This window comes from Methylobacter marinus A45, from assembly GCF_000383855.1.
In the GTDB taxonomy this organism is placed as follows: domain Bacteria; phylum Pseudomonadota; class Gammaproteobacteria; order Methylococcales; family Methylomonadaceae; genus Methylobacter; species Methylobacter marinus.
Map to the genome: position 1 here is coordinate 1,808,124 of NZ_KB912877.1, position 24,007 is coordinate 1,832,130.

The 24,007-nt window shown below is 58.9% G+C and carries 25 protein-coding genes; 10 read left to right on the top strand and 15 right to left on the bottom strand.

Annotation, left to right across the window (positions count from 1 at the left end):
- The first annotated feature begins 232 nt into the window (after positions 1-232).
- The gene (locus METMA_RS0108275) at positions 233-1,090 is read left to right on the top strand and encodes an NAD(P)-dependent oxidoreductase (RefSeq protein WP_020158613.1); all 858 of its coding nucleotides are present in this window, start codon (positions 233-235) and stop codon (positions 1,088-1,090) included.
- 87 nt (positions 1,091-1,177) lie between these two features.
- Here METMA_RS0108275 and METMA_RS0108280 read toward each other — a convergent pair whose 3' ends face one another.
- The 5 genes from METMA_RS0108280 to METMA_RS0108300 all read right to left on the bottom strand — a co-directional run bounded on the left by METMA_RS0108280 (position 1,178) and on the right by METMA_RS0108300 (position 5,373).
- Positions 1,178-1,936: a 4Fe4S-binding leucine-rich repeat protein gene (locus METMA_RS0108280; protein WP_020158614.1), complete on the bottom strand. Its 759-nt coding sequence runs from the start codon at positions 1,934-1,936 to the stop codon at positions 1,178-1,180.
- Entirely contained in the window at positions 1,937-2,491 is a 555-nt protein-coding gene (locus METMA_RS0108285; RefSeq protein ID WP_020158615.1) for a flavodoxin, read from the bottom strand. It lies immediately after the preceding gene.
- Positions 2,492-2,838: 347 nt separating this feature from the next.
- On the bottom strand, positions 2,839-3,303 hold the full coding sequence (locus METMA_RS0108290; protein WP_232216336.1) for an amine oxidase: 465 nt from the start codon (positions 3,301-3,303) through the stop codon (positions 2,839-2,841).
- A 13-nt stretch (positions 3,304-3,316) separates the two neighbouring features.
- Positions 3,317-4,411 (bottom strand): flavin monoamine oxidase family protein, encoded by a 1,095-nt coding sequence (locus METMA_RS0108295; RefSeq protein ID WP_027147147.1) that lies wholly within the window; start codon positions 4,409-4,411, stop codon positions 3,317-3,319.
- 5 nt (positions 4,412-4,416) lie between these two features.
- A complete protein-coding gene (locus tag METMA_RS0108300) occupies positions 4,417-5,373 on the bottom strand; it encodes a hypothetical protein (RefSeq protein WP_020158616.1) in 957 nt (318 codons plus the stop codon).
- A 1,065-nt stretch (positions 5,374-6,438) separates the two neighbouring features.
- On the opposite strand from METMA_RS0108300, the gene METMA_RS0108310 reads away from it, so the two are divergent.
- Positions 6,439-6,681: a DUF6868 family protein gene (locus METMA_RS0108310; RefSeq protein WP_020158618.1), complete on the top strand. Its 243-nt coding sequence runs from the start codon at positions 6,439-6,441 to the stop codon at positions 6,679-6,681.
- Between the two features lie 67 nt (positions 6,682-6,748).
- On the opposite strand, the gene METMA_RS0108315 is transcribed toward METMA_RS0108310, so the two are convergent.
- Positions 6,749-7,138 carry a hypothetical protein gene (locus METMA_RS0108315; RefSeq protein ID WP_020158619.1) on the bottom strand — a complete coding sequence of 130 codons (390 nt, stop codon included), beginning with the start codon at positions 7,136-7,138 and terminating at the stop codon, positions 6,749-6,751.
- A gap of 438 nt (positions 7,139-7,576) precedes the next feature.
- On the opposite strand from METMA_RS0108315, the gene METMA_RS0108325 reads away from it, so the two are divergent.
- Positions 7,577-8,044: a MarR family winged helix-turn-helix transcriptional regulator gene (locus METMA_RS0108325; RefSeq protein WP_020158621.1), complete on the top strand. Its 468-nt coding sequence runs from the start codon at positions 7,577-7,579 to the stop codon at positions 8,042-8,044.
- Positions 8,045-8,354: 310 nt separating this feature from the next.
- On the opposite strand, the gene METMA_RS0108335 is transcribed toward METMA_RS0108325, so the two are convergent.
- From METMA_RS0108335 to METMA_RS0108345, 3 genes are all read right to left on the bottom strand, one after another.
- A complete protein-coding gene (locus tag METMA_RS0108335; RefSeq protein WP_020158623.1) occupies positions 8,355-9,146 on the bottom strand; it encodes an MOSC domain-containing protein in 792 nt (263 codons plus the stop codon).
- Positions 9,147-9,243: 97 nt separating this feature from the next.
- Positions 9,244-10,224 carry a 2Fe-2S iron-sulfur cluster-binding protein gene (locus tag METMA_RS0108340; RefSeq protein ID WP_020158624.1) on the bottom strand — a complete coding sequence of 327 codons (981 nt, stop codon included), beginning with the start codon at positions 10,222-10,224 and terminating at the stop codon, positions 9,244-9,246.
- Positions 10,225-10,253: 29 nt separating this feature from the next.
- Positions 10,254-10,628 (bottom strand): group I truncated hemoglobin, encoded by a 375-nt coding sequence (locus METMA_RS0108345; RefSeq protein ID WP_020158625.1) that lies wholly within the window; start codon positions 10,626-10,628, stop codon positions 10,254-10,256.
- A gap of 197 nt (positions 10,629-10,825) precedes the next feature.
- On the opposite strand from METMA_RS0108345, the gene METMA_RS0108350 reads away from it, so the two are divergent.
- Positions 10,826-11,281: an Rrf2 family transcriptional regulator gene (locus METMA_RS0108350; protein WP_020158626.1), complete on the top strand. Its 456-nt coding sequence runs from the start codon at positions 10,826-10,828 to the stop codon at positions 11,279-11,281.
- A 69-nt stretch (positions 11,282-11,350) separates the two neighbouring features.
- On the opposite strand, the gene METMA_RS24285 is transcribed toward METMA_RS0108350, so the two are convergent.
- The 4 genes from METMA_RS24285 to METMA_RS0108370 all read right to left on the bottom strand — a co-directional run bounded on the left by METMA_RS24285 (position 11,351) and on the right by METMA_RS0108370 (position 16,335).
- On the bottom strand, positions 11,351-11,770 hold the full coding sequence (locus METMA_RS24285; protein WP_020158627.1) for a hypothetical protein: 420 nt from the start codon (positions 11,768-11,770) through the stop codon (positions 11,351-11,353).
- Positions 11,771-11,848: 78 nt separating this feature from the next.
- The gene (locus METMA_RS0108360; RefSeq protein WP_027147148.1) at positions 11,849-13,075 is read right to left on the bottom strand and encodes an HlyD family secretion protein; all 1,227 of its coding nucleotides are present in this window, start codon (positions 13,073-13,075) and stop codon (positions 11,849-11,851) included.
- Between the two features lie 123 nt (positions 13,076-13,198).
- Positions 13,199-14,743, bottom strand: a complete 1,545-nt coding sequence (locus tag METMA_RS0108365) for an efflux transporter outer membrane subunit (RefSeq protein ID WP_020158629.1) — start codon at positions 14,741-14,743, stop codon at positions 13,199-13,201.
- On the bottom strand, positions 14,740-16,335 hold the full coding sequence (locus METMA_RS0108370; RefSeq protein ID WP_027147149.1) for an MFS transporter: 1,596 nt from the start codon (positions 16,333-16,335) through the stop codon (positions 14,740-14,742). The genes METMA_RS0108365 and METMA_RS0108370 overlap by 4 nt, the downstream gene beginning before the upstream one ends.
- A gap of 276 nt (positions 16,336-16,611) precedes the next feature.
- Here METMA_RS0108370 and METMA_RS0108375 point away from each other — a divergent pair, with 276 nt between their 5' ends.
- The 6 genes from METMA_RS0108375 (at position 16,612) to METMA_RS24290 (ending at position 20,735) form a co-directional block, all read left to right on the top strand.
- Complete coding sequence (locus tag METMA_RS0108375) at positions 16,612-17,460, top strand: LysR family transcriptional regulator (protein WP_027147150.1); 849 nt, start codon at positions 16,612-16,614, stop codon at positions 17,458-17,460.
- Positions 17,461-17,681: 221 nt separating this feature from the next.
- Entirely contained in the window at positions 17,682-18,362 is a 681-nt protein-coding gene (locus tag METMA_RS0108385; RefSeq protein ID WP_020158633.1) for a hypothetical protein, read from the top strand.
- Positions 18,343-18,510 (top strand): hypothetical protein, encoded by a 168-nt coding sequence (locus METMA_RS26940; RefSeq protein ID WP_020158634.1) that lies wholly within the window; start codon positions 18,343-18,345, stop codon positions 18,508-18,510. The genes METMA_RS0108385 and METMA_RS26940 overlap by 20 nt, the downstream gene beginning before the upstream one ends.
- Before the next feature lie 201 nt (positions 18,511-18,711).
- On the top strand, positions 18,712-19,269 hold the full coding sequence (locus tag METMA_RS0108395; protein ID WP_020158635.1) for a GNAT family N-acetyltransferase: 558 nt from the start codon (positions 18,712-18,714) through the stop codon (positions 19,267-19,269).
- A 3-nt stretch (positions 19,270-19,272) separates the two neighbouring features.
- Complete coding sequence (locus tag METMA_RS0108400; protein WP_020158636.1) at positions 19,273-19,695, top strand: GNAT family N-acetyltransferase; 423 nt, start codon at positions 19,273-19,275, stop codon at positions 19,693-19,695.
- A gap of 68 nt (positions 19,696-19,763) precedes the next feature.
- A complete protein-coding gene (locus tag METMA_RS24290; protein ID WP_020158637.1) occupies positions 19,764-20,735 on the top strand; it encodes an alpha/beta hydrolase in 972 nt (323 codons plus the stop codon).
- Positions 20,736-21,138: 403 nt separating this feature from the next.
- On the opposite strand, the gene mmoC is transcribed toward METMA_RS24290, so the two are convergent.
- Both mmoC and hcp read right to left on the bottom strand, forming a co-directional pair.
- A complete protein-coding gene (mmoC, locus tag METMA_RS0108410; protein ID WP_020158638.1) occupies positions 21,139-22,173 on the bottom strand; it encodes an aromatic/alkene monooxygenase hydroxylase FAD-binding subunit MmoC in 1,035 nt (344 codons plus the stop codon).
- A gap of 66 nt (positions 22,174-22,239) precedes the next feature.
- Positions 22,240-23,910, bottom strand: coding sequence for a hydroxylamine reductase (gene hcp / locus METMA_RS0108415; protein WP_020158639.1), 1,671 nt, complete (start codon positions 23,908-23,910; stop codon positions 22,240-22,242).
- Positions 23,911-24,007: the final 97 nt, after the last annotated feature.

The following is a 24,007-nucleotide window of genomic DNA, read 5'->3' on the forward strand; positions in this document are numbered from 1 at the left end:
GTTGTGCACTCGAAACAGGGCGGACAGGTAGGTCCGCCCCTATAATGCATCCGCACGATACAGGCGCCCCCTTTGATCTGTATGAGCCGCATTTTATTCCGGTAGTGGCTGAATTGGCTGCGGAATGTCGGTCCGAAGGTTCCCTTACATTTTTTGCGCAAGTCCTTATTAATGATAAAAACCGATAAAAACGTTATATTCCGGTATTTGGATTATTCATAAGGAGACAATCATGGTGACGACAAAACCTGCAATTGCCTGGCTCGGCGCCGGGCTGATGGGAAATCCGATGGCCGGCCGGCTGCTGGATGAAGGCTATCCGGTCCGGGTCTGGAACCGCACCCGCGCCAAGGCGGAAACGCTTTCAAGCCAGGGCGCGGCGATTGCCGACACCCCGGCCGATGCCGTAACCGGCAGCGATATCGTTTTTACCATGCTCAGCGACGCCCAAGCCGTCGAAACCGCCCTGGGGGATGTCGCATTGTCGGGCAAGACGCTGGTACAGATGTCGACCATTGGCCCCGGCGAGAACCGGCGCCTGGCCGGCCAGGTCAACGATGCCGGCGGCGTTTATCTGGAAGCGCCGGTACTCGGCAGCATCCCGGAAGCGCGCTCGGGCAAATTGATCATCATGGCGGGTGGCCCCGAAGCCGCGTTCGCCGAAGTCAGGCCGATGTTGACCTGCCTGGGGCCGGAGCCGCGCTTGATAGGCTCCGTGGGCCAGGCTTCCGCGCTGAAACTGGCGCTGAATCAGCTGATCGCATCGCTGACCGTGGCCTTCTCCACCAGCCTGGGATTCGTCGAGGAAAACGGCGTCGACGTCGACAGTTTCATGGAAATCCTGCGCCAAAGCGCCCTTTATGCGCCGACCTTCGACAAAAAGCTGGCGAAAATGCAGGAACACGACTACCGCAATCCCAATTTCCCCACCGAGCATCTGATCAAGGACATCGACTTGTTCAAGCGCGAAGCCCGCGGCCTTGATACCCAGATGCTCGACGTGCTGCTCCAATTGTACAGACGCGCCCAGGCCGGTCATGGACGAGAGGATTATTCCTGCGTGTACGATGCGGTGACGGGGCGTTGTTGAGCCGAAGCTGACAGCTCTTTATGCCGGGTTTCCGCAAAGCTCCAACCCAGCCTACCCGCTCTCGCATCTTTTCAAGCGGTTCTTCGGCTATCCCGGCAGTGCTGATAAAGCCTCCCAGCGCTGCCGGGCGGCGAGGCGGACGTCCTCCTCGCTATCGTCGAGCATTTGTTGCAGCAGTTCCGGCTTTGCCCGCAGCGCCACTTCGTACCGCACCATCCAGTCATCGTCCTTGCTCATCATCGCCAAATCGTCAACATCCATGCGCTGGGCGACGATGCGGCGGATGTCGACTTCCGGGTCATAGGCCATCAGCCCCAGGCTGACGCAAGGGAGGCGCCCTGCCACCGTACGCCGCACCTCATTATCAGGATCGGCCGCCAGGCGGAACAAGCGGCCTTCCGGCAAGCGCCTGGCGACATAGACGCGCACCAGATAATCCTGGTCCTCGGCCATCAGCTCCAGCTGTTGCTCCGGCAATCGGTCGGCCACGGTTATCCTGACTTCCCTGTCCGTGTCGTTGCGCAATTCCGGCAACCATTCCAGCGGCACCCGATAAGCCAATACGCGCCGTACCGCTTCGTCAGGATCGGTCAGCAAAGGCCGCAAATCCTGGACCGGCAGATAACGCGCGGCGATCGCGCGCCGTTCCCAAAAGCGGTCCTGACTGTAATCGGCGGCACAGGCTGGATTGGCACGGAAAAACCGGTCGATTTGCCGGCCGCTTTCCGCCGCCACGCAGCAATCGCCGGGCTTGCAAGTGCCGGCCACCAGCAGCGTATCGCGATATTTGCATGAGCTGCAGTCGGCCAACGGGGTCAGATCGGTCTCGGGCCCGGTTTGCCGCATTTAGCTCGCCTCCGCCAGCGCCGGCAGCAACTGCGGCGTGATTTGCGCCAGCCAGGCCTTGATCCGCTCCTCGGTCAGGAAAGGCTGCGTGCGCTGATCCAGCACCAGGCCGACAAACTGGTTATCGATGATCGAATCGGAATGCTCGAACTGATAGCCCTCGGTGCTCCAGGGGCCGATGATGTCGGCGCCGTAGCCGTAAAACACCCGGTAAAGCTGGATCAGGGAACTGGCGAAGCGCGAGGCGTAGCGTTCCTGATTCCCCAGTCCGAACAAGGCCACGCGTTTGCCGGACAGGTCGACATCATCCAGGTGCGGCACGAACTCCTGCCAATTGGGCTCCTGGCAACCGACCGCCAGCCCCGGCAAATCGCCAACGCCATAACTCGGCGTGCCGAGTATCAGGGCGTCGTACTGCAATAACTCGGCCGGACTGGTACGGTTGATGTTTTTGGGTTTGTCGGCCAGCTCCTCGCCCAATAAGCTAAAAATCTTTTTAGCCACCAGGCGGGTGCTGCCGGTATCGGTTCCGAAAAAAATGCCGATTTTGCTCATAAATTACCTGTATTGAAGATTGCGGGACAAGACGGCATGGCCGTTAATGCGGTACAAGCAAATTCCGCTCCAGCTTTCGACAATCGATTCTTATGTTGAATATCAATGAGATAGCCTGCCCTTACAGAGAGCCCGCTACAGCCGGGTGCAGACACTGCGACAATCACGGCAGCCACTGTGGGATTTGCGACATTGGCGCGGAGCACAGGTTTAATAGGCAGGCCGGGTTGGCGCTTTAGCGGAAGCCCGGCCTGGATGGCTTCGATGCTGGGATTGAAAACCTGCCTACGCTTGTTGTAGGTGCGAATTCATTCGCACTTGTACCACGGAGGGGTATGCGCGCGGCGCTACCGAGTTTCCAGAAAATAAGCATTGGCGCTCAGGGCAAAGTTCTGCCAGAGCCCGGCGATGCCCCGTTTCACCTCGATAACGTAAGCTTTGTCCGGCTTGTGTTCGTCGGGAAAATTGGATAAGGCGCAGGAGGTCCGGTGTTTATCGACGACAAACTGTAAAAAATCGTCGACGAAGCCGTCGAAAGCCGCCAGCGCTTGCCGGGTCAAATCCGATAATCCCTGATGGACCGGCGTCTCGCTGTTATCGAACGGCAGCGTCTGCAATTGCGCCAGGGCGTCGGCATACGCCTGCTCCAGAACGGCCAGCACATTGCGCTGAAAGCAGCCGTCCCATTGCTGCCGGGAAAGATCCCGGGCGAGCGATTGCTCGTAGCGTTTTTTCAACCCGGCCTTCTGCTCGTCGATATAGTGCCTGAACCGGGCGAGACAGGCGGCGTTTTTCTGTGTGTTCGTCATCATGGATGTCCTTGTCTTAAAGTGTCAGTGCGGTAAAAACCCGGTCGCTCGCTGCCAGCGCGCCTTCCAGATAGCCTCCCTCGGCTTCGGCGGTTTCGGTCCCGCAGAAATAAAGCTTGTCCCGCCAGTGATCCAGTTGCAGCCAGGGATGTCCGTAGCGAGGATGTTCCGCCGGCGGCGCGCGATCCTGCTCGGCGGCGGTAAACGGTTCCGCGCTCCAGTCCTGAACCAGAACCTGAAGCGGATGCGCCGCGGCCGCACCGAACAATCGCACCATCTGCTGCACGATCAAGGCTTCAAGCTTGTCGCGGTACAGGGCTCGGGTAAAAGCCGGCAAGCCGAAAAAGCCGAACAAGGCGGCCGACTCGTCCTGTTCCGAACAGGCATCGTAAATTTCAGCCAGCACCGCTCCCGGGTAGGGCTGCAAGGCATTGCCGGAATAACCCTGGCGGCGCCAGAACGCTTCGGGATACACCAGCATGGCTTTGGCATGTCCCGCCATCCAGGTGGGGATGTCCTGCATGGCCTGGATCAGTTTCGGCGCCAGCGGCGGTTCGAAGGTAATCGTTTCCGCCGCTAAGCGGGGCGGCAGCGCCAGTATCACCTGTTTCGCCCGATAGGAGACCTGGCCATTGCCGGTTTCAAAGACCAGATCGATGCGGTTCCCCCGGTCGGCCAATTGCAACAGGCGGTGTTGCGGATGCAGGATCGACGCCGGCAGGCGCTGCAATAAGCCGGCTATCAACTGATGGCAACCGCCTCTGATGCGCCGCGCGCTATCGTGTGTCTGGGTGTCGATATACCGGGTCGGGGCCGATTGGGCGTCGATCTGATACAGGCTATGGCCGCTGTCCCACTGGCGAAAAAACGCCAATCCCAGACGTTTGGCCAACGCCGCGATGCGCGGTTGATGATCGGGCCATACCCAGGTTGGCCCGAGGTCGACCGCGAACGATGACGCCGCGGGTCCTGCCGTGACCGATCGGGACAGGATTCTGCCGCCGTAACGGCTGCGCGCCTCGAACACCGCGATAGGACGGCCGTGTTCGAGCAGGCGGTCCGCCAGGGACAATCCCGAGAGCCCGGCGCCGATAATCGCGATGTCCAGCATACGCCTTAACCTTCCCGTGCCGTCCGGCAGCGCAGCGAATTGCTTTGCCAGCGCGGCAAGGCCGGCGCCTCGGTTGACGGCGTCGGCATGATCAGTTTTTTGCGGAAAATATCCCAGACCCCGCCGAACCGCTGCTGGACACGAATGCTCCAGCCCCAGACTATCGGCAAATGCACCGGCACCCAGATATGCCGGTCGGGATCGCTGGGGGCGGCGTTTTGCATGAAATACCAGGTATATTTCTCCAGAACACTGACGGAAACGACCGGTTTATTGTTGAATTCGGCCGGAATCGCTTGACTGACCGCGCGGCTGAAATCGAAACGCTGCTTGCCGCCCAGCGCCTGAAAAGCGCAAACCGGCTTGACGACGGCGTTATCGTCCGGGTCGTTCAGGTATAAAACCGGATCGCGGCCTGCCGATTCGGTGTCGAGCAAAACCAGGGACTCGCCATCGGCAAACTGTACCGTACGCGACGCTTCCACCAACTGCACCAGGCCCAGCTGGCTGGCGAAAGCGTCGGTCATCCATTCCAGCTCGAACCGGGGCGAGATGGTCAGGACCGGCTGGTTATCCAATAAACACACCTCGGGCGCGTCCAGGCTCGCATCCATCAAGGTCAGCCGGTTGTTCCGCGGCGAGCGCGGCGGGTCCGCATCGGTGCACAAACAACGACGGATGCCCGGACCGAGCAGATCCATATCCCAAATAAAGCCCCGCGGCGGCTGGGCGCTTAGATCAATGGGTTCTATTTGCGCCGCATCCACACTGAGCCGGTAAGTGCCGACCAGGCCGGTCAGCTGCTCATGGTCGCCATCATCCGTAACATGATTCAAATAGTCCGCCACAACCGGCTCCGGCAGCACCAGGTCATAACGGCAACCCGGATGAATAGCCGCCTGAACCTGACCGGGAACCGGGCTGGAACGAACGGGAAAATGAAGCGTGACAATGTTATTCATGGCGCGGAGGCGGTCTGTGTCCCTGATTCGGTTAGCGTTACGGCATACGACATTCAAGAATGGGGCCAATCCGGCAACGCCCCCCCTTTCGATGCGCCTTCGCCCGCTCCAAGCGAAGCGCCAGCGACTCTGCGGCGGCGCCTCAGTGGCGGCGGAATGCAAAAAACGGTCCCGAACGATGTCATAAAGCCGACAAATTACCGGGTTTTGTAACACTCAGGCAGCTGATCGCGGTTGAGAGTGTGAAAGTATTCAATTTAAAGGATTTAACCGCGAAAGACACGAAGGCTTTCAAATTCAAATATTTGCCTATGTTTCCATAGTAATTCATGAAGTCACGGGAAGAAAATGGCAACAACTTGATTTTCTTCGTGTGCTCGATTGCTGTTCCAGACGCAATTCTACCGCCTCCCTAATCCCCATGGATGGGGTGAATGCAGAGAAATGACGGGATCATTTCCTGTCCATGGAGGCGTTCGTGTCCTCGGCACACCGCTACGCTGCTCCTGCATTGCCTACAAGGATGTAGGTACTTAGGAACGTGAATTTTATAACTCCCGCAACTGACTTGTCTTTCTGTCCCTCTTCGGCGTTGCCTACAGGGATGTAGGTAAGGAGCGTGAGCAGGAGCGGAAGCTTTGCGCAAACAGTTACATAGCTTGTTGCTATGCGCCTGTTTGCGCGCCTTGAATAGGAACAGAAATCCTGCCTCAATTGCGGGTCTTATTTCATTCCCGTTCCTTAGCGTGAGCAGGAGCGGAAGCTGCGCCTAAAGCGCCTACTATTGGTGCTAAGCCACAGGGATGTGGCGAATGTCGAAAACGCATAACGCCATGGATGGCGTGTAGTAGAGTAATGCAGGAGCAATTACCGAGGAGCAGTTTTCGACCTACCTCCTGCATGAGCCCCAGGGATGGGGTAAATGCAGATATTGCAGGAGCAAATATCTGCCCATGCAGTCGTTCGTGGTGAAATATTCAGGCTAGTAAATTGGCCTCTATAAAGGCTGTGTGTCAAAATCCGGGAGCTTTGTTTTGTCGTATCAGTTACCAGGGAAACTCATCCATGAATATCGAATCAATCCGTGACCTTCTGTTATGGTGCACCGTTATAAACTACGGTGTGCTGCTTGTCTGGGCTTTATTGTTCACCGCCGCTCACGAGTGGATGCATCAACTGCACGGCCGCTGGTTTCGTCTGCCGGTTGAGCGGTTTGACGCCATCCATTACGCAGGCATGGCGGTTTACAAAATCGTCATCCTGGTTTTCAATCTCGTTCCCTATATTGCATTGCATATCGCCGGATAAGCCCGCGGCTCAAGCGGGACGGCTTTACAAGCCCGCCCCGTCCATGAATGGCGCCGCCGGCTCGGGCTTAATGCGAGGATGCGTACAGCTGCTGAATTTCCTTGTAGCGGTTGGCGGCATCCGTCAATGTTTCCTTAGCCGAGGCCAGTTCGTTGTTCTTGAGCTCGGTACGGGCTTTCTTCAAAACACCGCTGGCCTGATTGCGTTTCAAGTCCAGCACATTATTGGCGATATCTTTCTGCAATTGCCGGGCATCGCTGACCATATCGATCAGCACCTCGTTGTCCGTGCCGTTATCTAGAGCCGCAATCGTCTCCTCGACTTTCGCCAGCGTGTTTTCGATAGCCGCTTTAACATCCTCATACGATGGATTCGCGACGGCGGAAGCGGTGAATGATGGGGCTGCCAGCGATACGGCCATAACAGAAGAAACCAGAAATTTGTTGAGTGCGTTCATGAGTAAACCTCGAAGTGGATAAAGGGTATTGTTTGCCTGACGATTAACAAAGGCCTAAAAGTCAGACCGATGCAGCTCGCGAGGCATGGTTAAATACTATCAGATTCTGTTCTAATTAGAACTAAATTTGTTCTAATACGGACTATTTTTCTGGAGACCGTGGTTTTTACGGCCTGGACGCGCCTGGAAATTAAATTGATTAACCAATATTATCAATTGCTTATATGTCTTTCCAACATTTCGCTTCACTTGACCGGCGCCGTTCGGTTTATGCCGCAAGGTCGGCAGGTCTTGCCGGAAACCGGCCGACTGTTGCTTCCATAAGCACAAAAGGGCCGTCATAATGAACGCAATGAGGCCTAATTCCATTAAAAAACTTGAGGAAATTGGGCATTAAGCCTACTATTTAGTTCTAATTAAAACTATCAAATTGACGTTATGAATTCTCCATCCACCTTTCCCAGCGTACTGCGCGAGCTGGCGCGGACGCACCAGGTTTTTCTGGCCTATGCGGCCACCCATGTGCACACGCTGGATCTGACCCTGCCCCAGTTCGATATCATCCTGACCCTGGGCAATACCGCCGGCATGTCCTTCAAGCAGCTGGGCGAGAAGACCATTATCACCAAAGGTACCCTGACCGGCGTCATCAACCGCCTGGAAGACAAGGGGCTGGTCCAGCGCATGGCCTCGAAAACGGACGGGCGCAGCCAGATCGTGCGGCTGACGGAGGCCGGCGCGGCCCTGTTCAAGCGCGCTTATCCCGAACATCTGGAATTTATTTATCGGATATTCAGTGATTATTCCCCGGAAGACATCGCGACGCTGGAAGCCGCGCTGGTGCGGCTGCGCGAGGCCGTCACCGCGGCGCGTGGCGGCAAGGGTGAGGAATCAGCAGCCGATTAGCGCATGGAATGAATCAGGGAATGGACGGTGCGAATTCATTCGCACATTTGAGGAAGTTATTTTATCCACGTTCCTAAGGCCTGGGTCGTCAATAATGTCCCTGTTTAAACATAGGATGCGCCGACGACAGGAGGCGCATCGTTCGTAAGCGATGCACTTCATTGCGCCGCCTGGAGCGCCTGCTTCTGGCCGGCACATCCTATGCGGGATGCTAATTTCAGGAAGTCATTAATCCTGAGCGCTGTTTCAGGAAAAAACAGGCGCCGGACGCGGCATTCATGCGCTTGATGCAAACATCCGACAGAGCGTTTCAATCAAGCAGGCTGACTTTATCGCCCACCTGAATCCGCCCGCCGGCGGCGCTCGGGAGCATGGCGATGGCAAACGTCGGCTTTTTCTGGCCGAAGGCGCCGGTCAGCGTCTTAAGGATCGGCAGATCCCGTTCGCCGGTGTCGGGATTCGCATGCGTGGCGAGGCAACGGGTCTTCGGCGCCACGGCCTCGAAGTCAACCCGGCCTATGCGAATCCGGCGCCCTATCCAGCTTTGCTCTTCCCAGGCATCCAGGCCGTCGATGGCGATGTTCGAGCGGAAGCGAAGCTCACTGAGGCCGTCGCCGCCGAGCGCATGGCCGACGGCCGCCAGGCTTGCGCGGCTGTGCAGGGTTATCTGGCCGGCCTCGTTGTCCTGATAGCGCGGCGTAACGCCGTCCCCGACCAACCGCAACGGCAGCCGTTCCGGATGCGAGGCCAGTGGATTCTCATCCAGCGTCAGCACATAGCTTTCGAGCGCGGCGGCAATAAGCTGACGGCCCTGCCCGTCCAGCGCCGCCTCGACCAGAACCGCATCCTCCAGGCAGATGCGCAATCGGAGCGCCCTGTGGTCGAACCGAAGGCGAAGGCGCGCGAGACCGGGCGTGTTCACCAGCGCGACGAACTCGTGCTTTTTGCTCCAGGCCGCTTCCGGCGCGCCTGAGTTGGCGAAACGAAAGCCGAGGACCCGATCACCGGCGATGCGGCCTTGATCGAGCACCTCGACAACATCACAGGCTTCGGGCGTAAAGCCCTTGACCGGATAACGGTATAAGGCGACGACGCGGGGCATCAGGCAATCTCCCTCGGTAAAGACCGGCTACGACAGGCTGACAATACTACCAGCGCTCAGGCCGCAGCCCAAGCGCGGGAATTTTACCCCGGCATCATCAGGAAGACTGGCTGACATTGAAGGCGTCGGCATAGATATCCTTCATGGAGGCGCCCGCCAGAAAAGCTTTCATTCTGGCGGCCTTGACCATTTCCGGATGCCCGCACAGAAACAGGCGCCAGTTCTTGAGGTCGGGGATTTGCTGAAAGGCCACGTCATGGGCGCGTCCCGAGGCAAAGCCGTGCGGCACATCGCCGCCGGACAGGCAGGGCACGTAATTGAAATTCGTATATTGCCTGACCAGATCGTGCAGTTCCCCGGTCAGATACAGGCCGTCCAGGTCGCGACTGCCGTGAAACAAATGGATAGGGCCGGTATGGCCCTGGCCCAGGGCGTCGCGGACGATGCCGTAGAGCGGCGCGAGTCCGGAGCCCGTGCCGATCAGGACCAGGCCCTGCTCGTTATTGCCGGACGTGTAAAAACAATCGCCGGCGGGGCCGCGAACCTCGACCGTCTGGCCGGGGCGCAATTCCTCGTGGATCCAGCCGCTGACCCGGCCTTGCGGCAGGCGGCGGACATGCAGGTGCAGATGGTCATCCTCATAGGGCACGCTGGCGAGCGAGTAGCTGCGGCCCAGTGTCGGGTCTTGAAACAGATTGATGAATTGCCCGGCCCGGTATTCGATGGGCGCATGACATTCGAGCGCCACATGCATGATTTCCGGATTCAGCAATGTCAGGCTTTTGACCGTAGCGGGAATCGCCGCCTGGATATCATCGTCATCCGGCAGCGCGACTTCAAGATCCTCGGTGGGATGGCAAACGCAGGCCAGAAAATAGTTCTGCAGCTTCAGGCTATCCTTCAAGCCCTGCTGCGAGGCCTCTGGCGGCTTGCCGCCGGTGGCACGCATCAGGCAGGTCTGGCAGGCTCCGCTGCGGCAGGAAAAAGGAACGGGCACACCGCGATCGGTCAGGCAATCCAGAACGGATTGATCTTCGCCCAGTTCAAAGTTGTCTTTTGCGTAATGAATAGTCACCATGGCGGCGTACCTGTTTCTAGGATCAAGGATTATCGGCCCAGCACGTCGTCTCGCGTACTTTCGGCGATGGCGGCAACCTGATTGATCAAGGCGTCGTCCACGCCCAGCTCGCGCAGCGTCGCCGCAAGATTTTCGATCACCGCATCGACATGTGAATCATTCAGGCCGCGCTCGACCAGATGGGCATGGCCGGTGCGCATATCGAGGCCGCTGTAGTTATGCGGGCCGCCGAAAGCCATGGTCAGGAAGGCCTTTTGCTTCGCGGCCTGTTTTTCCATGTCCACGTCCTCGAAGAAGGCGCTGATGCGGCCATCGCTCAATACCTTACGGTAAAAAATATCCACGGCGGCATTGACGGCAGCCTCCCCACCTAATTGCTCGTACAAGGATGCTTGTTGCGACATATTTTTCTCCAACTCAATTTAAAAAGGTGTTTAAAATACATCTTAAAAGCCTAACCTCACGAGGGGCATATATAAGGCGCGACCATAAGATGTATTTGACATGCATCTTATGGCCGAGTAGTAAAATCGTCAAGTCCTATCTTTCATTTTTTTAAGCCCTGCCTGAATCGCGGGCTGATTTTTAAGGAGTATCACCCATGCAGCTTACGCAATTCACTGATTATTCACTGCGCCTGCTGATCTATCTCGCCCGTTTGCCGGAACCGGGCATGGCGACCATTTCAGAGATTGCCGAGTACTACCAGGTTTCCCGCAACCATCTGGTCAAGGTGGCGAACAGCCTGGCCAACCAGGGGCTCATCATGACCACCCGGGGCAAGGGCGGCGGCATCCAGCTGGCCCGGCCCGCGTATACCATAGGCGTCGGCGAAGTGATACGGCTGACCGAAGTCAACATGAACCTGGTGGAGTGCTTCGATGTGCCGTCCAATCAGTGCCGCCTGACCCGCGACTGCTTCCTGAAAGGCATGCTGTACGAGGCGCAGCGCGCATTCATGGCGGTGCTGGACAAATACTCGCTGGCCGATGCGGCCCGTTTCGGCTTCAAGCCCGACCTGTCGGTCCTGCCGGGCGACCAGCGGCCGCCGACCTGAGCGGGCAAGAGGTTTGCTACGTGCATTCGGCGCGATAAGGTCAAGCCGTTCGGACGTTTATGCCCGCCGTCACATAAAAAGCCAAAGGATCATGCCGCTCACGCCCGTTATCCCGCCCAGCCACCATTTGGCTTTTCCCGCGGGCGATAAAGCCTGCCAGTACGCCAGACTATCCAGCTTCAGCCGCAGCCAGCCGATTGCAAGGCACTCCCTGCATTTGCGGCAACAACGCGGTATGACCCGCAACAGCCTGTACACGCCATAACAGGCGATCGCCGCCATGATGTAGAAGACGATGATCTGCGTCTCGCGGCGGTCAGTGTGAAAAATATGCTCGACCAACAGGTCCAGCGACTGTTCAACCAGCTCGAACGAAACGTGCATCAGTTCAAGCAACAGATGGAACACCGTGTCGTACATTGCGATGACGGTGATAATGATGGTCAGAATGACGCTGAAAACGGTTTTTTGATGATGGGATAAGATCATGATAAACCTCCGAATAATCGCTTCGTTGGCCCGCGCCCGACCGCTTCAGAGCGGGCACGGGCGCCGACCGGCACAACCTCATCGGTAAATGCCGGCATTGTCAGCGGCGGCTGCATGAAGAGGCCGGCACTCCGGCGCCAACGCATCGTTTTCCTGAATCAAATTCGCCCTGATGATTTTCCGGGCCTCGGCTTCCGCATCGGCAAGTTCATCAATAAAGATGTCTGTCTCATACTCCTGCGTGGAGACGCCTGCCAGTGACACGCCCTGGGACTGATCCGAGTCCTTGACGTATATTGCGGTCCTGGTGGAAAGTCCCGGACGGATGGGGTTGTTCAGCACTTCCTCTTGCCGCAGTCCGATACGCACGGGAACACGTTCCACGATATGAATGAAATTTCCGGACGCGTTTTCCGGCGGCAGCAAGGCAAAGACGCTGCCCGTGCCCGGCACCAAGCCTTCCACCGTGCCATGATAGATGCGGCTCTCGCCGTAGAGGTCGACGGTAATCTCCGCCAATTGGCCGGGCCGTACCCGCGCCATCTCGGTCTCCCGCAGGTTCGCCTCTACCCACAGATGCTCCAGGGGCACGAGCGTCATCAGCTGATCGCCGGGCTGAACCCGGTTCCCTACCTGTACCTTGCGCATGGACACATAGCCTGAAACGGGCGCATGGATATGCTGCCGCGCGTATTCAAGATAGGCGGCGATGAATCTGTGCTTGGCCGCTTCCACATCCGGATGCAGCGTTCGGCTGGTGCCGCCCACTTTAGCGTCCACGGATTCGAGCTCCGCCTCGGCCTCCCGCATATCGGCTTCGAGCGCCGCCATCTGATCCTCGGCATTTTGCAGAGCCTGCTCGGATACCGAGCCATTGGGCAGCGCCTGACGCAAGCGCGCCACATCGTGACGCACCCGGGCCAGGCGGGCCGTACGGGCTATCAGTTTCTGGCACATCTGCCGGCGCGTGGCAAAAACGGCGCCGATTTCGCGCACGGTCTGGCCCAACTCGCCCCGGCTCCGGCTTAAAGCGGTCCGAGCCCGGTGCTCATCCAGACGAACCAGTAAATCGCCCTTGTTCACGTACTGGCTCTCCTCGACCAATACCTGCGTGACGATGCCCGTTGCATCCGCCTCCACCGGAATAAGATTGCCGGTAACGAAGGCATTACGGCTTATTACCCAGAAGCGACAGTAATGCCACCAATAGCCGGCATAAGCCAAAGCGCCTACAGCCAGCACTAGCGCAACCGACAATAGATAGCGGTTGCGTCGGGTTCGAATGATCTTGGGATGAGTTCTCATAGGTTTTTATATCGGCAACACCAAATTTTATTTTATAAAACAAATATATAAGTTTTTCCGCTTGCGCCCTGGCCTGGCTTGGATAGCGCGAGGCCCGTCGCCATCTCCGCCCCCGGGCCGTCCTCAGAGCCGCCATGGCAACCACCAAACCCACTCCCGCTCCGGCGACCGCGGGTTAATCTTGAAATCGTTCGCGTACCCGCCGCCCAGCGCTTCCACCAAATCCACCATGGCGACCCGCTGGTCGGCTTCCAGCGCCTTCAGGACATATTGCTGATCCAGCACGGCCGTCTCGCGCGCCAGCAACGCCCGGCGGTCATCCAGGCCGCTGCGGAAACGCTCCTGTACGAGCTCCAGTTTTTCATGCTGCGCGGACAGCAGGCGGCCTTGCGCGTCGAGTCTGGCGCGCGCCTCCCGCCAGCTGCTCAGGCTGTCGGCCACCTCTTGCACGGCATGCAGCAAGGTGTCATTGTAAAGTTCCACGGCGCCATCGTATTCCGCCCGCTGCGCCGATAACTCCCCGCGCAGGCGCCCGCCCTCGAACCAGGGCAGCCGCAGTCCCGGCGCGACGCCGTAGGAAAAACTGGAGCCGGAGAACAGCAGATTGGCCAGGGAACTCGCCCCCTTCGTCAGCCTGAGGGCATTGACGCCGACGAAGGCGGTCAGATCGATGGTGGGCAGAAAACTGGCCTTGCTGACCTTGACCCGTTGCGCGGCCGCCTCGGCCCGGTGCAGCGCAGCGGCAAGATCGGGACGCTGGCTGAGCAGTTCCAGCGGCAGCTGCTTCGGCAAGCGCGGCCCTTCCCGGCTGATCCTCGCATCGTCGAACAAGTGCCGCGTCGCGTCGGGCCCGCCGCCGATCAACCGGGCCAGCAGGTTCCGCTGCAGATCCAGCAAATCCCGGATGCCAGCTTCGCGCTTGTTCAGCCGCTCCAGTTCAATAGTCGATTGCTGCACCGGATCGGCGGCATCCAGGCCCAGCCGCCACCGGGTTTCATCCATCTCGAGCAGGTCGCGCCGCAACCCGATCATGGCATGCACCAGATCGAGCTGGCGCCGCAGCGCCAGCCCATGCATATAGGCACGAGCAATCGAGGCAGTCAGTTGCAGCAGGATTTCGGCATGCTCCGCTTCCTCGGCCGCTTCCTCGCCCAGCGCCGCTTCCAGCGCGGCGCGGTTTTTTCCCCAGAAATCGAACTCGTAGCGGAAACTCAAGGGCGTAATCTTGCCGAACACGATATTCGCGCCCGCCGCTTCTTCATGGTTGAGCGCGGCGAAAACGCCATTCTCTGAAATGCGCTCGTTCGCGAACTCCGCCTCGGCATCCAGGAACGGCAGCAGCCTGGCGCCCTCCACGCGTACCATGGCATGCGCCTGGCGCAAGCGCGCGGCCGCCAACTTGAGGCCAATATTCTCTTTCAAGGCGATAGTCATCAGATTGTCGAGTTCCGGGCTGCCGAATTGCTCCCACCAGCGCGCTTGCGGCCAGCGGACGGCAGGCACGGGGAGTTCGTCGTCCGCCGCCTGCGACAGCGCGTGCTCCAACGACGGCGTCTTCAAGAACTCGGCCGGCCTGTCGCCTTGAGGAATCCAGGCGCAACCGGTTGCCAAAAGCATCAGCCCGGTATGGATCCCCAACAGTCCCCTGCTCATCAATCGGCCGCTCATGGCTCCTCCATGAGTTCTTCCGCCCGAAGATCTCCCAGCTCTTGCAGCAGGGTCGGATGCAGCGGCTGACAGGTGGGATGGGCCAGCCATACCAGTCCGGCCAGTCCCAGAAACAGGTAACTCGCCAGCAGAAAGGCGTCGTTTAACGCCAGCAGGGTGGCCTGCTGCCTGATCACGACCAGGAGCCGGGCCTTGACCATGGCGGCATCCAGGCCGGAAGCCTGCAATTTCGAGGCAAACCCCTGCAGCACATCGATGGCGGCGAAGCGCCGCCCGCCGAAGTGCTCGGCAAAATGCAGCTGATGAAAGGGGATGCGCCGAAACAGCACGACGCCCTGTAAAGTGATGCCGATGGCCCCGGCGACAATCCGCAGAAACCCCGCCTCTTCGGCCGCGCGCAGTTCCTGGCCGCCCCGCAGGCCGTGCAGAGTCAGCTTGGTCAGCGGGGTAAAAAACGAGCCCAGAAAAAAGCCGAGCAGCAGCATGGGCCAGAAAATCTGATCGAACGAGCCGGGATCGTCGAACAGGCCCAGCCAGTAAAAGGTAAAGGAAAAGCCCAGCAGGTTGATACAGGCCGGCAGGCGAGCGTCCAGTCGCCGGGGCAGTTTATGCATCGCCACGGTCACCGGCACCGCGAGCAGGATCATCGGCAGGTAAACCATGCCGGCCAGAAAGGAAGAATAGCCCAGCAATACCTGAAGCTGGACGATGAACACCGACAGCAAGCCCTGGATCAACAGAAAACCCACGGCCAGGCAGATCACGCCTATGGTGAAATTGCGATGCGCGAAAAGCCGCAGGTTGAAGACCGGATGGGTTTCCTCGGACTCCCAGATGATAAAGCAGGGCAAGGACACGGCCAGCACCAGCAGCATGCTGCACAAGAAGGGCGATTCCAGCCAGTCGAAATCGTTGCCCTGATTCAGAATGGTCTGCAGGCTGCCAAGAATCAAGGCCATGAGTACAAAACCGATATCATCGAAACGGGCGACGTTGCGCTCGAATCCCCGGCCGGCCAGCAGGGAAGCACTGATGCCGGCGATAGCCACGGCGCAGGCGGCATTCAGATAGAACAGCGCGCGCCAGCTCAGTTCGTCGGCGATCAGGCCGCCTATCGGAAAGCTGATGGTAAAAGGCATCAGCGTGACCAGGCCCCATACGCCCAGACCCAGCATTTTCAAATGCTCGGGGTACTCCTTCAACATCAGGGACTGCCCGAGATAAAGCGTAATCCCTCCCGAAAAGCCGAGCAGGATGCGCGCCGGCACGAACAGCCATAAGCTCTGGCTGATGGCGCACAGATAAGAAGCCAGGGCATACACGACAAATGCCGTGCTGAACAGGCGATAATCGCCGTACCGGCCCGACAGCCATCGCGCGCCGGGAAAGGCCAGCGCCAGGGCAATGATGAAATAGGTCTGGCCCCAGGTGGCAAAGCTCGGCAACACCCCGCCCAGATCACCGGCGACATGCGGCAGCAACGCGATATAGGCGCCGACATTGAACAGCACGATCATATGCCCCAAGCTGAGCACAACATTGAACAGAATGAAGCGCCAGCCGCGCAGACGTTTAGCGTAGATGAGGGTCATGGGCTTAACCTGCCGGTTGTTGAGGGAATGCGCCGGCCGGACGTCCGCCGCGCTCGAGGGCTCGGCGGGCGTCCGGCCGCATTGACGCGAACCCCACCGACTGCCGGCAGCCCTTTTTTCAACGGGGCTGTGCATTTGGTTTCCAGGCCCACTGGCGCTGAAAACGGGGAGGCGGACGATCGGTTCGTGTTCATGCGGTTACTATAAAAACTTCTCTTTATATAAGACAAACGATTTTTATTGGACATTAATATCGATATATCCGATATTAAGCGGATGGACATAGAACAGATCAGAACCTTTTTAAGCGTCGTCGCCAATGGCAGCTTTCTGGAAGCGGCCAACCGGCTGTACGTTACCCAATCGACCGTGAGCACGCGCATACAGCGGCTGGAATCTTATCTCGGCGTCACCCTGTTCGTGCGCAATCGCTCCGGCGCCGCGCTAACGCTGCCGGGGCAGCGCTTTTTGCGTCATGCCAAGTCCCTGCTGCTGACGCTGGAGCAGGCCCGGCACGACATCGGGCTGCCCAGCCGCTTTCGCGCCAGCATTACCGTGGGCACCCGGATCGCCTTATGGGAAGAACTGCTGCCCCGCTGGGTCGGGGACATGCGCCGGCAGGCGCCGGACATATCCATCCGCAGCCAGATCGGTTTTGAAGAAGACTTGATGCGGGCGATGATCGAAGGCCGGATGGATGTCGCCATCATGTACACGCCGCACCACAGCCCCGGCCTTCAGATCGAGCACCTGTTCGATGAAACGCTGGCGCTGCTGACCACCGACCCCGACAAGCCCTGGCCGAATGACGACTATATTTACGTGGACTGGGGACCGGCCTTTTACGCGCTGCACAACAGCCATTATCCCGACCTGGAAAGCCCCGCGCAGGTGGTGAATATCGGCTGGCTGGGCGTGCAGCTGATCATCAGCAACGGCGGCTCATGTTTTCTGCCCATGCGCATGGCCGAGCCCTTGATCCAGGCCGGAAAACTGTTTCACGTGCCCGGCAGTCCACGGTTCAGATTGCCGACCTACATGGTTTTCCCGCGCGATAGCGATTCCCCCGTTCTGCAACAGGTGTTGGACAGCCTGCGTTTGCTGGGCCGGCAGCAGAAGACATGAGGATTGAGCCGGTTTCGCCGGCATTTAAATGGCCGCGCCGCCTGAATCGCGATGAGTACCCTAAAGGGCATAACGGCATCGCTGCCACGGAAACGGCCTTAACCTGAAAGGTCGGATATTATTTTTCAGTCGCACCCGCCTCTACAGGTGCCTGAGTCGATTGTCCGCGTAACATCAGTTATGCTGACCAAAAACCAATCAACACTATCAGGTAAATAGTGATGGATAAATATAAGGTTACAGTCAATAACAAGTCATATAGCGTGGAAATTGAAAAAAGTGATGCTGAAAAATTTGACTATTCTTCTTATGAAAAATCATTGGAAAAGATTCTGGAGCAGACGCAGAAGGAATACTGGATACACTATGTGGATATCAACAGACATCAAGTCGTTGTCGGCCGTAATAACTTATGGGTTGCGGCCGCGCTTATCGGCGCCTTGTCCACGCTTTACTCCCTGTATTATCAAAAGGTCGACCTTATCAGCGTAACCGGCGTTGTATTTATAATAAGTTATATTTCGGTTATCCTCGCTTTTGGCATTTGCTTATACGCCATGCCGGCCAGAAAAGGCTACAAATCCGTATACCAGAATAATTGGGTCGACTTTTCATTATCGGCTCATCGCAGGCTGGAAAAAAAAGAAGCCAATGCCTACTGTAATTTTTTATCGGATTTAATAACCAAAACCGAAGCGGCGAATATTATCAATATTAAAACTAATACGGCCCGGGGAAAGCTCTTCAGAATCACTTCCTGGCTGTTAATCAGCTCATTCGTATTCGCATTAATCTGTATAGGGCTTTTTATTATCAGTGAAACTCAAAATAGTATTTGCAGCGTATTGACCAGTAATATTGAAAACTACATGAGGTGCATTTGTGAGCAACGAAGAACCTGAAAAAACACCATCCGAGGAACAACCTCAAGTCGAGAAGCCGGAACAACCGTCCACGACAGGAACGCCGGAACGTTATTTCGATAATGCGGACCCCGTGTATGGAACAGATGACTTCGAGATCAAAAATGAAGGATTAAAAAACATTTAACCGCATGGCTACCGAATGCCGTAGGGCGGGTTAGACGCGCAAGCCGCTGCATTATCAGCCTGCACCAGTCTTTCCGCGCGTCGTAACCCGCCTTTTTTGAATATCGAAAACCATCAGGGACAAACCGGGATTTCGCTGTTCTAAAGTGCAATAAAGCAACGCAAACCGGTTAATATAAACATTACGGCCCAACATAAGAAAATGTCCTATCTGATCGAATTCGAGACCAAACGGCTCCGTTTGCGGCAGTGGCTGCCAGGCGACCGCGAACCTTTCGCCGCGCTTAATGCGGACCCTACAGTAATGGCGTTCTTTCCCTGCCTACTCGATCGCGCTGCAAGCGATGCCATGGCGGATCGCTGCGAGTCCCTGATTGCCGAGCGGGGCTGGGGATTCTGGGCCGTTGCAATGAAGCCGGCGGGGCAATTCATCGGCTTCGTGGGCTTACATATCCCGGCCGCCGAGCTGCCGTTTTCCCCCTGCGTGGAAATCGGCTGGCGACTGGCATGTTCGTACTGGGGAAAGGGGCTTGCGACGGAAGCGGCAACCGAGACGCTGCGTATCGGCTTCAAGTGCCTCAACCTGTCTGAAATCGTGTCATTCACCGCCGTTCACAATTCCCGGTCGCGGGCGCTGATGCAGCGTATCGGCATGCATGAGGCGCCCATCCTGTTCGACCATCCCGCCGTGCCCGTCGGCAATCCGCTCCGCCAGCACTGTCTGTATCGGCTTTCACATGAACAGTGGCACCGGCGGTAAACCATGGATTACCGGCTCAGACCCGCTACGGATGCCGATTACAGCTACTGTTACCGCCTCACCCAAAGGAACATGGGCGAGTTGTTCCGCAGGCACTGGGGCGGCTGGATTGCCGCCGAGTTCCGCAAAGGCTTCGCGGCCGAGAATATTTCCATGGTGATCATTGCCGGCAAACCGGCGGGCTTCCTCAGCGTAGTGAAAGAACCAACTGCCCTCTACATCGACAATATCCAGCTATCGCCCGCCTGGCAGGGCCGGGGGATTGGCACGGCGCTGCTGAAGCGCCTGCTCGCCGAGCATTCAGGGATCAGCATCCGCCTGACGACTTTTGAAGACAATCCGGCCAAGAGGCTGTACGAACGCTTAGGATTTGTCGTTTTGGAGAGCAAGGGCATGACCGTTAAAATGGAAAAAACGGCCCGATAAGGCGGTGCCGGAGGCGTTAAACCTCCAGCGCCGGGTAATCTTGTCAATTCCTGACGGAGAGAAAATCCATGAACCGCACTATGCTAATCGTCGTCATGCTCACCGGCGCCATGGCGGGATATTCCCAACCCGGCAGCGCCCGGCAGCAGGGCGTGATGCCGCTGGATGCGCTGCGCCGGGAACCTGTCCGCCCGCAGCTCGATATCCCTTACGCCGCGACCGACAATCCGCGTCAGCGACTCGATCTGTATCTGCCCAATAAGCCCGGATCCAACAGACTGCCGGTAATCGTGTTCCTGCACGGCGGAGGCTGGCGCTACGGCGACAAGGCCAGCGGCGCGGCCTATCTGATGCCGTTCGTCCGGAGCGGCGAGTATGCCGGCGTCTCGGCAGGCTACCGGCTGTCGAATGAAGCCATCTGGCCGGCGCAGATCCACGACAGCAAGGCGGCGATCCGCTGGATTCGGGCCAATGCCGATAAGTATGGCCTGGACTCCCGGCGGATCGCCGTCTGGGGCCGCAGCGCCGGCGCCCATCTCGCGCTGATGCTCGGCGTCTCCAGCGACGTGCCGGAGCTCGAAGGCGATCTCGGCCGTCATACGGATATGACCAGCGCTGTATCAGGCGTGGTGAACTTCTTCGGCGTGACGGACATTCCGGCGCTCATCGGCCAGCCCAGCGACATCGACCGCGCCGACCCGCTGGCGCCCGAAGCCCGGCTGATAGGCCGCGCCCTGCCCGGCAACGCTGATGCGGCCAGGGCGGCTTCGCCGATGACCTACGTGACCCCGAACGATGCGCCAGTACTGACGCTCCACGGCACGGCGGATAACATCGTTCCCTATAACCAGGCCGTCCGCCTGGACAGAGCGCTGACCCAGGCGGGCGTGCCAAGCTATTTTATTTCCGTCACCGGGGCGCGCCATGGCGGCTTCCCGGATGAGGCGATTGACAGGGTGCGAGACTTCTTCTCAAAAATCCTGCTCGGCAACGACGTAGAGATCCCGACCGGGACCTTGAATAAGCCGGAAGCCGATTAACCGCTTAAGATCAGACGGCGGGTTACGACGCGCGGAAAGATCGGTGAAGGCTGATATATAGCGGTTTGCGCGTCTAACCCGCCCTACGGATCTCGAACGCGAAACCTATGGGCATGGGCGCAAGTGATCCGCACCTAAGGATTCGGCAAAATATAGGTCGTATCCGTGGGAGCGATGCCTACATCGCGACTTGTCCGGCGATTTTAAGTTGCTACGCAAGCATCGCTCCCGCCGAGGTTACCCGAATTGGAAACAATGCCATTACTCAATCTGTCTGTGTGTATCGTCAGATCAGATGGCGGGTTACGACGCGCGGAAAGGCCGGTGAAGGCTGATATATAGCGGTTTGCGCGTCTAACCCGCCCTACGGATCTACTGTACTTTCAGGCAGGCTTGTCAATACCTAAGCCGGCAGAAACCTTTCGCTGTACACCTGCTCGATCGGCACGCCTTGAGAGCGGGCCGCCGCTTCGGCGGCGTCGATCAGGGCCGGCGGCCCGCACAGGTAAATGTCAGGCTGCACCTGCAAGTCGGCCAGATCCCGGGCCAGCGCATCGACGGGCGTGCCGCAAAAGCCTTGCCAGTCCTGATCCGGCTTCCACACGCATACAATCACCTGGAGCTGGGGCAATTCGGCCTTCAGCGCTTCCAGTTCCGTCAGACAGAACAGTTCCTCGGTCCGGTTGACGCCGAAATAAAGCCGGGCCGGGTGCGGTTCCTGAAACTCGGCCATACGCCTGAGCATGGACAGCATGGGCGCCAGCCCGGTGCCGCCGGCCACGAACCAGCGCGGCCTGAGACCGTTTTCGCACAGGCCGAAGGCGCCCTGAGGGCCGTGCACGAGCAACGTCTGGCCGGCCTGGGCCTGCTCCCGCAGCCAGGTGGAAAAAAGTCCGCCGGGCTGGAGGCGGATCAAAAATTCCAGCCGCCCCTCCCAATTGCCCGTGTTGGAAAGCGAGTAGGCGCGCTTGATCCCCTGCTCCGGCACTTCCAGTTCCACGAACTGGCCGGGCTCGAATTCGGCCGCGTTGCCGCCGTCTTCGTCAGGCTCCAGGCTGAGTTCCAGGCGCACGGTGTTTTCACCGACTGAATCGATGATGACGATAGCCGCGTTTCGGCGCCGGATGTCGCCGAGCAGGATGCGGTCATGGTCGAAAGGCAGGGAGACGCTCAGGTCGCTGAGCGGAAAGGTGCGGCACAGCAGGATGCCGCCTTTTTCCGCCTCGCCGGCCGGCAGCGCGGCGGGATTGTGCTCGCCCAGAATGTAATCGCCGCGCGTGGCGTCGGCGTAGCAGGCGCCGCAATTGCCCTGACGGCACTGGGAAGGCAGCACGATGTGCGCGCCGGCGGCCGCGTCCAGCAGGCTCTGCTCGGCGCCGCATTCGAAACGCAGCTGCTCTCCGTCCCGGGTCGTGAGTTCAATAGTGTGAGTGCTCATATTTTGTTAGGCTCCATGTGAGGCTGATAAGGCCGGGAGCGCAAAGCCCCCGGCCCGCATGCGCATTCAGGCGGCTTTCGGCGCCAGCGCGGCGTCGATATCGGCCTGGGCTGTGGTGATGGGCTGGAGCCCGTACTTGTCCACCAGCGCCTGCACCAGGTTCGGGGTCAGGAACGCCGGCAAGGTGGGGCCGAGGCGAATGTTGCGGATGCCCAGCGCCAGCAGGGTCAACAGCACGGCGGCGGCCTTTTGTTCGAACCAGGAGACGATCAGCGACAATGGCAGGTCGTTCACCTCGCAGCCGAAGGCATCGGCCAATGCGGCGGCCACCTTGATGGCGGAATAGCTGTCGTTGCACTGCCCCATGTCGAGCAGGCGCGGGATGCCGCCTATGTCGCCGAAGTCGTGCTGGTTGAACCGGTATTTATTGCAACCCAGCGTCAGCAGGACGGTATCGGAGGGTGCCTTTTCGGCGAACTCGGTGTAGTAGTTGCGGCCGGGCGCCGCGCCGTCGCAGCCTCCGATCAGGAAGAAATGGCGGATGGCGCCGGACTTCACCGCGTCGATGACCTGGTCCGCGACGCCCAGCACGGCATCGCGGCCGAAACCGATGGTGATGGTTTTCTCGGCCCCGGCTTCGTCTTTGAAGCCGGGCAGCGCCCTGGCCGCCTGGATCACGGGCGCGAAGTTCCCGTCGCTGATATGGCGCACGCCGGGCCAGCCGACCGGGCCGGCGGTGAAGATGCGCTGGCGGTACTGGGGCTGCGGCTCGATGATGCAGTTAGACGTCATCAGGATGGGGCCGGGGAAATTGGCGAAGTCTTTCTGCTGGTCCTGCCAGGCGCCGCCGTAATTGCCCGCCAGATGCGGATAGGCCTTGAGTTTGGGGTAGGCATGCGCGGGCAGCATTTCGCCGTGCGTGTAGATGTTGATGCCGGTATCCCGGGTCTGCTCCAGCAGCGCCGCCAGATCGCCCAGGTCGTGGCCGGACACCAGAATGGCCTTGCCCGGGACCGGGGTCACGCGCACGTCGGTCGGCTGCTGCGCGCCGAAAGCGCCGGTGTTGGCCGCATCCAGCAATTCCATCACGGACAGGTTAAGAAAGCCCAGGGCCAGACATTGATTGAGCAAGGCGTCCATGTCGTCAGGGTCCGAGCTGAGGAAATCCAAGGCATCCTCGACCCCGGCGTACACGTCCTCGCTTTCCTTGCCCAGCACGTGGGCATGGTGCGCATAGGCGCAGACGCCTTTCAGGCCATAAAGCACCAGCGAACGCAGGCCGATGATGTCGGCGCCGACCTGCTCGATCCCGGCATTGATGCCCACGCCGGCGGCCTGTTTGAGCAGTCCCTCCGTGTCGGCCGCGGGCTGCCAGGCGGCGGGGCCGGCGAGGCTTTCAGGCAGTTTGCCCGCCGCCAGCGCAGCCGCTTCATAGCGCGCCTTGACCCGATCGCGGATCGAGGCGGTCTGCTGCAACAGAACCGAGAAGCGGGTAGCATTGAAATTGACGTTGGTCAGCGTCGTGAACAACGCGTACAGCATGAAGCCGCCGGCTTCGTTATCGGGCGCGTTCAGGGCGCGGGCGCGCTTGGCGTACTGGGCGATGCCCTTGACGCCGTAAATCAGCAAATCCTGCAGGTCGGAGGTAGTGGCATCCTTGCCGCACATGCCTTTGGTGGAAGCACAGCCGCTTCCGGTTTCAGAGCGGTAGGTCTGTTCGCATTGGTAACAAAACATCGGACGTTCTCCTTGGGTTGTTTGAAAAAGGTTCGAACCGGGTTTTGCACGGACCATGCCAAGCTGCGCCAGCGCTTTAAAACCTTACACTTTGTAG